General features: G+C 77.4%; 13 protein-coding genes. 9 read left to right on the top strand and 4 right to left on the bottom strand.

All coding sequences use genetic code 11. The annotated features are described in order from the left end of the window. On the bottom strand, nucleotides 1-1,114 hold a 1,114-nt coding region (sepH, locus tag WAA21_RS17370), incomplete at its 3' end, for a septation protein SepH (RefSeq protein ID WP_336924112.1). Between the two features lie 152 nt (nucleotides 1,115-1,266). Between sepH and WAA21_RS17365 the strand changes: the two genes are divergently transcribed. The 3 genes from WAA21_RS17365 to WAA21_RS17355 all read left to right on the top strand — a co-directional run bounded on the left by WAA21_RS17365 (nucleotide 1,267) and on the right by WAA21_RS17355 (nucleotide 3,750). Then, nucleotides 1,267-2,427: a ferrochelatase gene (locus tag WAA21_RS17365; protein ID WP_336924111.1), complete on the top strand. Its 1,161-nt coding sequence runs from the start codon at nucleotides 1,267-1,269 to the stop codon at nucleotides 2,425-2,427. A 1-nt stretch (nucleotide 2,428) separates the two neighbouring features. Then, nucleotides 2,429-3,289 (top strand): inositol monophosphatase family protein, encoded by an 861-nt coding sequence (locus WAA21_RS17360; RefSeq protein WP_336924109.1) that lies wholly within the window; start codon nucleotides 2,429-2,431, stop codon nucleotides 3,287-3,289. A 167-nt stretch (nucleotides 3,290-3,456) separates the two neighbouring features. Then, nucleotides 3,457-3,750, top strand: a complete 294-nt coding sequence (locus WAA21_RS17355; protein WP_336924114.1) for a DUF4193 domain-containing protein — start codon at nucleotides 3,457-3,459, stop codon at nucleotides 3,748-3,750. Nucleotides 3,751-3,798: 48 nt separating this feature from the next. Here WAA21_RS17355 and WAA21_RS17350 read toward each other — a convergent pair whose 3' ends face one another. Further along, on the bottom strand, nucleotides 3,799-4,323 hold the full coding sequence (locus WAA21_RS17350; protein WP_336924108.1) for a DUF3093 domain-containing protein: 525 nt from the start codon (nucleotides 4,321-4,323) through the stop codon (nucleotides 3,799-3,801). 61 nt (nucleotides 4,324-4,384) lie between these two features. Between WAA21_RS17350 and dut the strand changes: the two genes are divergently transcribed. The 4 genes from dut to WAA21_RS17330 are packed head-to-tail and all read left to right on the top strand — an operon-like array spanning nucleotide 4,385 to nucleotide 6,779. Continuing rightward, nucleotides 4,385-4,900: a dUTP diphosphatase gene (gene dut, locus WAA21_RS17345; RefSeq protein ID WP_336924107.1), complete on the top strand. Its 516-nt coding sequence runs from the start codon at nucleotides 4,385-4,387 to the stop codon at nucleotides 4,898-4,900. Then, nucleotides 4,897-5,700 (top strand): DUF3710 domain-containing protein, encoded by an 804-nt coding sequence (locus WAA21_RS17340; protein ID WP_336924106.1) that lies wholly within the window; start codon nucleotides 4,897-4,899, stop codon nucleotides 5,698-5,700. The genes dut and WAA21_RS17340 overlap by 4 nt, the downstream gene beginning before the upstream one ends. A 9-nt stretch (nucleotides 5,701-5,709) precedes the next feature. Beyond that, nucleotides 5,710-6,078, top strand: coding sequence for an OB-fold nucleic acid binding domain-containing protein (locus WAA21_RS17335; RefSeq protein WP_336924105.1), 369 nt, complete (start codon nucleotides 5,710-5,712; stop codon nucleotides 6,076-6,078). Beyond that, nucleotides 6,075-6,779, top strand: coding sequence for a DUF3159 domain-containing protein (locus tag WAA21_RS17330; protein ID WP_336924104.1), 705 nt, complete (start codon nucleotides 6,075-6,077; stop codon nucleotides 6,777-6,779). The genes WAA21_RS17335 and WAA21_RS17330 overlap by 4 nt, the downstream gene beginning before the upstream one ends. A 25-nt stretch (nucleotides 6,780-6,804) precedes the next feature. Here the strand turns inward: WAA21_RS17330 and WAA21_RS17325 are convergent, their stop codons facing one another. Continuing rightward, nucleotides 6,805-7,485: a potassium channel family protein gene (locus WAA21_RS17325; protein WP_336924103.1), complete on the bottom strand. Its 681-nt coding sequence runs from the start codon at nucleotides 7,483-7,485 to the stop codon at nucleotides 6,805-6,807. Next, nucleotides 7,485-8,147 (bottom strand): potassium channel family protein, encoded by a 663-nt coding sequence (locus WAA21_RS17320; RefSeq protein ID WP_336924102.1) that lies wholly within the window; start codon nucleotides 8,145-8,147, stop codon nucleotides 7,485-7,487. The genes WAA21_RS17325 and WAA21_RS17320 overlap by 1 nt, the downstream gene beginning before the upstream one ends. A gap of 33 nt (nucleotides 8,148-8,180) precedes the next feature. Between WAA21_RS17320 and WAA21_RS17315 the strand changes: the two genes are divergently transcribed. Further along, nucleotides 8,181-10,211 carry an APC family permease gene (locus WAA21_RS17315; protein ID WP_336924101.1) on the top strand — a complete coding sequence of 677 codons (2,031 nt, stop codon included), beginning with the start codon at nucleotides 8,181-8,183 and terminating at the stop codon, nucleotides 10,209-10,211. Further along, nucleotides 10,208-10,961, top strand: a 754-nt coding sequence (locus WAA21_RS17310; RefSeq protein WP_336924100.1) for a class I SAM-dependent RNA methyltransferase, incomplete at its 3' end; no start/stop codon positions are given. The genes WAA21_RS17315 and WAA21_RS17310, both read left to right, overlap by 4 nt.

Raw genomic sequence — 10,961 nt, 5'->3', positions numbered from 1 at the left:
CCTCCGCCCGGTCCCGCGCGCCGGCGGGCTCGGGCACCCGGCGCCCCGCGCCGCGGGCGGCCGGGACGTCGAAGTCGAGCTCGGAGAGCAGGTCCGGCTCGATGCTCGGCGCGTCGGCGGCCGCGCTGCGCACGACGCCCAGCCGGGCCCGGGGCGAGCGGCCGGACGGGGCGGCCGGGCCGCCGGTGCCGGTGTCGCGCTCCTGCTCGTCCTGCTCCTCGGAGCGCTCGTCCTGCTCGTCGGACCGCTCCACCTGCTCGGAGCGCTCCTGCGCGTCGGCGGCAGCGCTCGCAGCCGCGGCGTGCTCCTCGGGCCCGTCGTGCGCCTCGCCCGCGGACCCCTCGTCGCTCCCCGTCCCCGCCGCCTCGACCGGCTCGACCGGCTCGACCGGCTCGACCGGCTCGGCCGACTCGCCCCTCGCGGGCGACGGGCGACGGCCGCGCTGCCGGGCGAGGGCGTCGAGGAGCTCGACGGTGCCGCCGCGGGGGCGCTCCGCCGAGGGCCGCTCGACGTCGAAGACGGTCTCGCGGACCGCGCTCAGCCGCCGGCGGCGCTCCGCGCCGGTGAGCCGCTCGGCGGCGGTGTCCTCGGGCTCGAGCGCCCGGGTGGCCGTGTCGAACACCCACGTCGCCTCGCTCGCCGCACCGCCCTGCCGGGTCCTGGCCACCACGTGCCAGCGGCTGCCCTCGACCCGGCGGGAGTCCCACGTGACGTCGGTGGGGGCGTGGCCCTCCGTCCCGAGCACGTCGAGCACGACGCGCTCCAGGGTGAGGGACGGGTCCGCACGGTCGACGGAGGTCGTGCGGGCCACCTCGCTCACGTGGGCGCGCTCGGCGAGCACGGGACCCTCGAACCGGCGCACGTAGTCGACGTCGAGCCCCGTCTGCGCGGCCACGGCCTCCGCGTCGGCGCCGGCACGGATGCGCGCCTGCACCTCGCGCGGGCCGGGCCGGTCGTCGCGCATCCCGAAGAGGTGCGCGGGGGCCGGGGCGCGCGTACGGCGGACCGCCGAGCGGACGGGCTCGTCGACGGCGAGGCGGAACCGCCGGCCGTCCCCCGTCATGAGGACGAGGTCCCCGTCCTCGGCCACCTCGACAAGTCGCAGGGTGTCCATGCGTCGCCTCCGTCCCGGGCCCGCCCCTCGGTGCGGGGTGCAGTCGGCCCGTGCCAGCACTGTGCCACCGGCGCCCCCGCCGGTCCGGCAGGCCGGGCGCGTGTCGGGTGCCGGCGTGCCGCCCCCGGGGCCGCCGGGCGACAATCGCGGTCGTGGAGAACGCCGCACCCGCGCCCGACGACCTGCGCCCCTACGACGCCCTGCTGCTGCTGTCCTTCGGCGGGCCCGAAGGCCCCGACGACGTCATGCCGTTCCTGGAGAACGTCACCCGGGGCCGCGGCATCCCCCGCGAGCGCCTGGCCGACGTCGCGGAGCACTACCTGCACTTCGGCGGCCGGAGCCCGATCAACGACCAGAACCGCGCGCTGCTCGCGGCCCTGCGCGCGGAGCTGGACCGCCGGGGCCTCGACCTGCCGCTCGTGTGGGGCAACCGCAACTGGGACCCCTACCTCACCGACGCGCTGCGCGAGGCCCACGACGCCGGGGCGCGCCGCGTGCTCGCGGTCGTCACCTCGGCGTACTCCTCGTACTCCGGCTGCCGGCAGTACCGCGAGGACCTCGCGGCCTCGGTCGTCGCGCTCGCCGGGGAGGGCCGGACGGTCGCGGTCGACAAGGTCCGGCACTACTTCAACGCGCCCGGGTTCGTGGCCGCGAACACGGCCGCCGTCGTCGACGCGTACCGCGGCCTGCCCGCCGAGCACCGCGACGCGCGGCTCGTGTTCGTCACCCACTCGGTGCCGGACGCCATGGAGGACGCGTCCGGGCCGCACGGCGGGGCCTACAGCGGCCAGCACCGCGACGTCTGCGCGTCCGTGGCGACCGCCGCCGGGGACGAGCTCGGCCTCGACCTCGGCTGGGACCTCGTCTACTGCTCCCGCTCCGGCCCCCCGACGCAGCCCTGGCTCGAGCCGGACGTCAACGACCACCTGCGGGCGCTGCACGCCGCCGGCACCCGGGCGGTCGTCGTGTCGCCGGTCGGCTTCGTCTCCGACCACATGGAGGTGAGGTTCGACATCGACACCGAGGCGGCCGAGACCGCCGAGGAGCTCGGGCTCGTCATGGCGCGCGCCGCGACCGTCGGCACGGCGGAGCCCTTCGTCCGCGAGCTCGTCGACCTCGCGGTGGAGCGGGCCGCCGAGGCGCGCGGCGAGCAGCCCGCCCGGCCCGCGGTGGGGGAGTGGGGACCGAGCCACACCGTGTGCCCCGTCGGGTGCTGCCGCAACCTGCGGACCCCCGAGCGGCCCGCGGCCTGCGGCGAGGACTGGCAGCAGCCGGTCGCGGTCGCCTCCGGCGACACCGCCGGGGCGGTCTGAGGTGCCGGACGGCGCCGAGCCCGCTCCGGAGGAGCTGCGGGCCCTCGCCCGCGAGCTCGCCCGGCGGACGGGGCACCTGCTCACCGAGCACCGGCGCGCCGTCGCCGACGACGTGACGGTCGCGCGCACCAAGAGCAGCGGCACCGACGTCGTCACCGCGGCCGACGAGGCCGCGGAGCGGCTGCTGCGCGACCTGCTGGCCGAGCACCGACCGGACGACGGCGTGCTGGGGGAGGAGGAGGGCGTCACGGCGGGCACCTCGGGGCTCACGTGGGTGCTCGACCCGCTCGACGGCACCGTCAACTACCTGTACGGCCTGCCGGCGTACGCGGTGAGCGTCGCGGTGGCGCGCGGGGACGACCCGGCCTCGTGGACGGTCCTGGCCGGCGCGGTCCACGACGCGGCGCACGGCGGCACCTTCTCCGCGGCGCTCGGCGGCGGCGCCGACCTCGACGGGCAGCCGCTGCGGGTGTCCGGCTGCACCCGGCTGGAGCAGTGCCTGCTGTCGACCGGCTTCTCCTACCGCTCCGAGGTGCGCGCGGAGCAGGGCGCGCTGCTCGCGCACCTGCTGCCGCGGGTGCGTGACGTGCGCCGCGGCGGCTCGGCCGCGCTCGACCTGTGCGCCGTGGCGGCCGGCCGGCTCGACGCCCACATGGAGCGCGGTCTCAACCCGTGGGACCACGCCGCCGCCGGCCTCGTCGTGACGGAGGCGGGCGGGCTCGTGCACGGCCCCGACGGCGGTCCGGCGTCGGACGCCCTGGTCGTGGCGGGTTCCCCCGGCGTCGTGCCGGCCCTCGAGCGGCTCCTGGCGGAGGCCGCCGCGGCGACCGGGGCCCGCGCCGCCGGGTCCGTCGGTGCCTGAGGTGGCCCCGTCGACCGTCCCGGCGTGGTGCCGCGCAGGCGGGTAGGGCACAATCCGCGCCGCGAGGACGTCGCGGGGCATGAACCGGTGGCCCGTGGCGTTCGCGTGACAGCACGACCGGACCGCCGGGTCCGGCCACCCCCCAGACGTGGAGTGTGACGACGCCAGTGGCGACCGACTACGACGCACCGCGCAAGACCGACGACGACAACGAGGACTCCATCGAGGAGCTCAAGGCGCGGCGCGGTGACGCGAAGACCGGACAGGTCGACGAGGACGAGGCCGAGGCGGCCGAGGGCTTCGAGCTGCCCGGGGCCGACCTGTCCAACGAGGACATGTCGGTGCAGGTCCTCCCCCCGCAGCAGGACGAGTTCACGTGCGGCTCCTGCTTCCTCGTGCACCACCGCAGCCAGCTCGCAGGCGAGAAGGACGGCCTGCCGATCTGCTCCGAGTGCGCCTGACTCCGCGACCCGTCCCCGGGTCGCAGCGCGCCGCCCGACCGACGGCCCTCAGCCGTCGGCGGTCGGCGCCGTGAGCGCGGCGGACAGCCGCGCGGGCCTGCGGCTGCTCAGCAGCCAGTAGGGCACGGGGTCGCGCGGGTCGGTGACCTCGACCCGGACCCCGGTGGCCACCCACCCGCGGATGAGGCGGTGGGAGCGCGCGTCCAGCCCCGGACCGAGCGCGCGGCGCATGGCCGCGGCGTCCAGCGGCTCCGGCGCCCCGAGCGCCGCCAGCGGGATGCGCGCGTCGCCCGCCTGCAGCCACCACCCGGTGCCCGGCGCCGGCTCCACGACCCGGACGACCGGGCTCCACCACGCCAGCAGCGCCGCCACGCCGGCGAGCGCGAGCACCCCGGCGACGGCCGCGACCAGCAGGCTCGTCGCCGGGACGAAGACGACCCCGAGCGTGGCGGCCACGACGACCCCCGACAGCCACACCCACGCCGCGGGCCACAGCCGCTCGCGGAAGGCGACCCGGGGGCCGCCACGGGAGCCGTGCCCGCGGGCCGCCGCGGTGCCCGGGGCCTCGTCCACGGCACGAGCCTGCCACGCGGGCCCGGACCGGTGCCGTCCGCCCTCCGACTACGCTCGCCGGGTGCCCGACGCCCGTGACGCCGACGAGGTCGTCGCCCTCGTGCGCCTGGACGGGGTGCCGCTGCCCGCGCGCGCCCGCCCGGGCGACGCGGGGCTCGACCTCGTCACCACCGAGGACGTCGAGCTCGCGCCGGGCCGCCGCGCCACCGTCGGCACAGGGGTGCGGCTCGCCCTGCCCGACGGCGCGGCCGCCTTCGTGCTGCCCCGCTCGGGGCTGGCCGCCCGTCACGGCGTGACCGTGCTCAACGCCCCCGGCACCGTCGACGCGGGGTACCGCGGCGAGGTGCGGGTGACCCTGCTCAACACCGACCTCGAGCGGCCCGTCCGGCTGGCGGCGGGGGAGCGCGTCGCGCAGCTCGTCGTGCTCGACCTGCCGCGCGTGCGGCTCGTCGAGGTCGAGCGCCTGCCCGGCTCCGACCGCGGCGAGGGCGGCTTCGGCTCGACCGGCCTGGGCCCGCTCGCCGGGCGCGACGTCCCGGAGCCCGTCCACGAGACCACCTCACGAGGAGCGCAGTGACCCCCTTCTGGAGCCGGTCCACCCGGCCCGACCCGAGCCTGCCCGACCCCTCCGGCACCCCGACGCCGGTGTCGCCGGAGACCGGCCCGTTCGACTCCGGCGACCCCGCCGCACCGACCACCGGGCTGCTCGACCTCGGCGCGCTGCGCCTGCCGGCGCGCCCGGAGCTCAAGGTGCGCCTCGACCTGGACAAGGCGACCCAGCGGGTCGCCGCCGTCACCGTGCAGGCCGAGGCCTCGACCGTGCAGGTGACCGTCTTCGCCGCCCCGCGCAGCGCCGGCGTGTGGGACGACGTGCGCGGGGAGATCGCCGCGGCCGTGCAGCAGGGCGGCGGGCGCGCCGAGGAGGTGACGGGCACCTTCGGCACCGAGCTCGTCGCCCGCCTGCCGACCCGCCTGCCCGACGGGCGCGACGTGCTGCAGGTGCAGCGCTTCTGCGGCGTCGACGGTCCCCGGTGGTTCGTGCGCGCCGTCTTCACCGGTCCGGACGTGCTGCAGCGCGCCGGCGCCACCCTGCCGGACGAGATCGCGACGAGGGCCCGTGGCGACCTGCTCGAGGAGGTCGTGCGCACCGCGGTCGTCGTGCGCGGCACCGAGCCGATGGCCCCGCGCGAGCCGCTGCCGCTGCGCCTGCCCGAAGGGGCGAGGCGCGCGCCGCGCCGTCCCGAGGCCCGGGCCGAGCCCGCCGCGGCCGCCGGGACCGCCGCCGGGACCGCCACCGGGCAGCCGCCCGAGGGGCCGGACGCGTCCGACGCGGGGCAGGACGGCGACCCGTCGGACGGCACGCCCGAGCAGTCGTAGCCTGGTGCCATGACCGAACGCGCGTGGCGCCGTGCCCTGGCGTCGCTCACCCGCAGCGACGACGAGGTCGCGGCCCGCCGGCAGGCCGAGACCACCGGCCGGCTCGGCGGCACCCCCGTCGTCGACCTGCCCGGCCGCTGCCGCGCGACGCTGTGCGGCACGCTCCGCTCGGTGCGGGTCGAGCCCGCGCCGACCTCGTGCCACCTCGAGGCGGAGCTGTTCGACGGCTCGGGCACCGTGCGGCTGCGCTGGATCGGGCGCAGCGCCATCGCGGGCGTCGAGCCCGGGCGCCAGGTCAAGGTGACGGGCACCGTGAGCCGCTGCGGCGACGGCAGCCGCGTCATCTACAACCCGTCGTACGAGCTCCTGCCCTCGTGAGCGACGCCGGGGCCGACCTGCCCACGACCGTCGAGGAGGTGGTGCGGACCGAGCTCCTCACCGCGCTCGGGGGCTGGCGCGGCACCGTGGAGGCCGCGGTCCCGATCCTCGCCTTCCTCGCCGTGTGGGGGCTCACCTCGCAGCTGAGGGAGTCCGTGGCGGCGGCCGTCGTCGCCACCGCGGTCTTCGTGCTCGTCCGCCTGCTGCAGCGTCAGACCCTCACCCACGTGCTGTCGGGGGTGTTCGGGGTCGTCATCGCCGCGCTGGTCGCGCTGCGCACCGGCGACGCCGGCGACTTCTTCCTGCCCGGGATCCTCTACAACGCGGGCCTCGCGGTCGTCTTCGTGCTGACGATGCTCGCCGGCTGGCCGGTCGTGGGGCTGCTGTTCGGCGCCGTGACGGGCGACGTGGGCGGCTGGCGCCGTCGGCCCGCCGTGCGGCGGCTGTTCCAGCGGCTCACCGCCGTCCTGCTCGCGAACTACGTCATCCGGGTCGTCGTGCAGCTGCCGCTGTACCTCGCCGGGCAGGTCGTCGCGCTCGGCGTGGCCAAGGTCGCGCTCGGCTGGCCGCTGCTCGGCGCGAGCGTCCTCGTCATCGGCGCCATGCTCGCCGCGGGCCGCACGCCCCTGACCGACGAGGAGCGCGAGGCGCTGCTGGAGCGCCGGGCCCAGCTCGCCCGGCGGGCCGCCGAGGCGGCCTGACCCGGCTGGGCCCTGTCGCCGCGGCTCAGCCCGCGGCGCTGTGGCGCCAGGTGGCGAGGAGGTCGGCGAGGTCCTCCTCCTGCTCCGGCGTGGTGAGGATCATGAGCTCGTCCCCGGCCTCGACCGTGTCGTCCGGCGAGGGCGCGAGCGGGCGGTGGTCGCGCACGATGCACGTGATGACGGTGTCCGCGGGCAGCTCGACCCGACGGAGCGGGGTCCCGGCGACCGGCGACGACGCCGGCACGGTGAACTCGAACAACGAGGCCGCGGACTGCTGCAGCTGGAACAGCCGCACCATCTCGCCGACCTCGACGGCCTCCTCGACGAGCGCCGTCATGAGGCGCGGCGTCGACACCGCGACGTCGACGCCCCAGCCGCCGTCGAACAGCCACTCGTTGCGGGGGTTGTTGACCCGCGCGACCACGCGCGAGACGCCGTACTCGGTCTTGGCCAGCAGGGACACGACGAGGTTGGCCTTGTCGTCGCCCGTGGCGGCCACCAGCACGTCGCACGTGTCGATGCGCGCCTCGTCGAGCGTCTGGATCTCGCAGGCGTCGGCGTAGAGGAACTCCGCCTGCTCGAGGGTGTCCTTCATGCGGTCGGCCTTGGACAGCCGGTCGATGAGCAGCACCTGGTGCCCGTGGGAGATGAGCTCGCGGGCGATCGAGCGCCCGACGCTGCCGGCCCCGGCGATGACGACGCGCATCAGGACCCCCCGGGCCCGGCGGCGACCGCGTCCGCCGCGGCACGCCGGCCCCGGCTCTCCACGGCGGCGAAGACGCGGTCGCCGTCCTGCAGCACCGTGTCGGCGCCCGGCACGTGCGGGTGGCCGAGGCGCAGCAGGTACGCCACGCGCGCCCGGGCCACCGTCTCCAGGTCCCGCAGCGGGCGTCCCAGCCAGTCGCGGTGCGGCGCCAGCTCCACGAGCGCCATCCGGCCGGACTCGTCCTGCCACAGCGGGGCGCTGTCGGTCGGCAGCATCTCGGCGATCATCTCGCGCGAGGTCCAGGGCACGGTGGCGACCGTGGCGATGCCGAGGCGGCGGTACACCTCGGCGCGGCCCGGGTCGTAGATGCGGGCGACCACCTTCTGCACCGCGTAGGTCTCGCGCGCGACCCGCGCCGCGATGATGTTGGAGTTGTCGCCGCTGCTCACGGCCGCGAACGCGTACGCCTCCTCGACCCCGGCGCGCAGCATGGTGTCGCGGTCGAAGCCGATCCCGGCGACGGTCCGCCCGGAGAACGACGGGCCGAGCCGGCGGAAGCTGTCGGCGTTCTGGTCGATGACCGCGACCGAGTGCCCCTGCTCCTCGACGTCGTGCGCCAAGCGGGCGCCCACGCGGCCGCAGCCCATCACCACGAAGTGCACGGGGGCCACGGTAGCGGGGCCTAGCATCGGCGCGTGGCCTCGCTCCTCGCCGTGCCCAAGCGGCTCCTGCTCGGACGGGCGAGACCCAGCAGCCGCGCCGACGACACGCTGCTCCCGAAGCGGCTGGCCCTGCCGGTGTTCGCCTCCGACCCCGTGTCCTCCGTCGCGTACGCGACCCAGGAGATCCTCGTCATCCTCGCCCTCGGCGGGACCGCGCTGCTCGTGCTCGCCCCCGAGGTGGCGCTCGCGGTGTGCGTCGTGGTGGCGATCGTCGTCATCTCCTACGGCCCGCTCGTGCGCACCTACCCCGGCGGGGGCGGGTCGTTCGCGGTGGCATCGCGCAACCTCGGCCCCGGCGCGGGACTGGTGGCGGCGGCCTCGCTGCTCGTCGACTACGTGCTCACCGTGGCGGTGTCCGTCGCGGCCGCCGTCGACAACCTCGTCTCGGCGCTGCCGATGCTCGGCGACGGTCGCATCCCGCTCGCCGTGGCCGGCGTGCTCCTCGTCATGACGGTCAACCTCCGCGGGCGCCGCGAGGCCGGCTGGTCGGCCATGGTCCCCGTCTACGGCTTCGTCCTCGTCGTCGCGGTGCTCGTCGTCGTCGGCCTCGTCCGCTGGGCCGCGGGCGACCCGCCGGTCGCCGCCAGCGCGGAGTGGGAGATCACCCGGGGGAGCGACCTCACCGCCGTCGCGATGGCGCTCGTCGTCGCGCGCGCCTTCGCCAGCGGCGGCGCCGCCCTCGCGGGCGTCGACGCCATCGCCAACGGCGTCCCCGCCTTCCGCTCGCCCAAGGGCCGCAACGCCGCGACGACCCTGCTGGCCGTCGGCGGCATGACGATCGCCCTCATCGCCGGGGTCGTCGCCCTCGCGGTGGTGAGCCGGGTCAAGGTCACGCGCGACCCGTGCGACCTCACCGGCGTGCCCGGCCCGTGCGAGGACTTCGACCAGCAGACCGTCCTCACCCAGCTCGCCAACGCGGTCTTCGGCGCCGGCAGCGCGGGCGCCGTCCTCGTGACCGTCGCGACCGTCGCGGTCCTCCTCACCGCGGCCAACAGCGCCTTCAACGGCTTCCCGCTGCTCGCGGCCACCCTCGCCGAGGCGGGCTACCTGCCGCGCCAGCTCGCCCGGCGCGGCGACCGGCTCGCCTACAGCAACGGCATCCTCGCCCTCGCCCTCGGCGCCCTCGCCGTCCTCCTCGTCGTCGAGGCGAGGGTCGGCACGCTGCTCGACCTGTACCTGCTCGGGCTGTTCACCTCCTTCACCCTCGCGCAGGCGGGCATGTGGCGGCACTGGCGCACCCGCCTGGCGCCCATGCGGCGGCGCGGCCGGCGGTGGGGGCCGCGCGCCGGGATGGCGCTGGCCGGCGTCGCGGTCGTCTGCACGACGACCGTGCTCGCGCTGCTCCTCGTGGCCAAGGTGCCGAACGGCGCCTGGGCGAGCCTGCTCGTCGTCGCGGCGCTCGGGGTCGGCATGCACCGCGTGCGCCGGCACTACGACCTCGTCGGCGAGGAGGTCGCCCTCGACGACGCCGAGGAGCCGGAGACCATGCCCGCCCGGGTGCACGCCGTCGTGCTCGTGTCCCGGCTGCACCGTCCCGTCACCCGCGCGCTCGCCTACGCCCGGGCGACCCGACCGTCGACGCTGGAGGCCGTGACGGTCGCGGTGGACCAGGACGCCGCCACGCAGCTCGCGACCGAGTGGGCGCGCCGGCGCGTGCCCGTGCCGCTGCGCGTGCTCGACTCGCCGTACCGGGAGGTGGCGAGGCCGCTCGTGGAGCACGTCAAGGAGCTGCGGGCGAAGGGGCCCCGGGACGCCGTCACGGTGTTCCTGCCGGAGTACGTCGTCGCGCACTGGTGGGAGGCGGTCCTGCACAACCGGTCCAACCTGTGGCTGCGGGCGAGGCTCGCCGCCACGCCCGGCGTCATGGTGGTGAGCGTGCCGTGGCAGCTGCGCTCGACGCTGGACGACGGCGACCTCGCGGGCCGCGCCGCGCAGGACCGCAGCCTCGTGCAGGAGGCGTCCCGCGCCGGCGCGGCCGACCGGGACATCGAGTCGCGACCGTGAGCGGCCCGCCGGCCGCCGGCCCGGACGCCGAGGACGCCGACCTGCTCGAGCTGACCGCGGGGCCGGTCGCGCACGGCGGCCACGTCGTCGCACGCGTCGACGACGACCCGGACGGGCGCGTCGTCTTCGTCCGCCACGCGCTGCCCGGCGAGCGGGTGCGGGTGCGGCTCACCGACGCGAGGCCGGACGCGCGCTTCTGGCGGGGCGACGCCGTGACGGTCCTCGAGGCCTCCCCGGACCGCGTGGACCCGCCGTGCCCGTACGCCGGGCCGGGCAGGTGCGGCGGCTGCGACTTCCAGCACGCGGCCCTGCCGGCGCAGCGCCGCCTCAAGGCCGACGTCGTCACCGAGCAGCTGCGGCGGCTCGGGCACGTCGAGCTCGCCGAGGTGCTCGGTGCGCCGCTGCAGGTCGAGGCGCTGCCGGAGCCGGGACGCGCGCCGGGGGAGGAGACGGGCCTCGGCTGGCGCACGCGCGTCCGCTACGGCGTCGACCCCTCCGGGCGGCTCGGCTTCCACGCCCACCGCGAGCACCGGGTCGTCGCGGTCGAGCACTGCCCGCTCACCACCGCCGGCGTCGACGCCACCGGCGTGACGCGCCTGCCGTGGCCCGGGGTGGCGGCGGTGCAGGTGGCCGAGGGCGACGACGGCGCGGTCGTCCAGGCCGACCCGCCGACGGCGCCTCGCGCCCGTCGCGGCGGGGGCAGCCGCCCCGGCGCGCCCGGACGGCGCGGGCGGGACGGCTCGCCGGGCC

The sequence above is a fragment of the Aquipuribacter sp. SD81 genome, assembly GCF_037153975.1.
Taxonomy (GTDB): domain Bacteria; phylum Actinomycetota; class Actinomycetes; order Actinomycetales; family JBBAYJ01; genus Aquipuribacter.
Note: the sequence above shows the minus strand (reverse complement) of the source record. Positions and strands in the feature narration are given on the sequence as shown.

Bases quoted from the DNA above. Each gene is read 5' to 3' on its own strand.
- WAA21_RS17335 (WP_336924105.1), top strand. From the start codon at position 5,710: ATGACCGAACGCGCGTGGCGCCGTGCCCTGGCGTCGCTCACCCGCAGC.
- WAA21_RS17325 (WP_336924103.1), bottom strand. From the start codon at position 7,485: ATGCGCGTCGTCATCGCCGGGGCCGGCAGCGTCGGGCGCTCGATCGCC.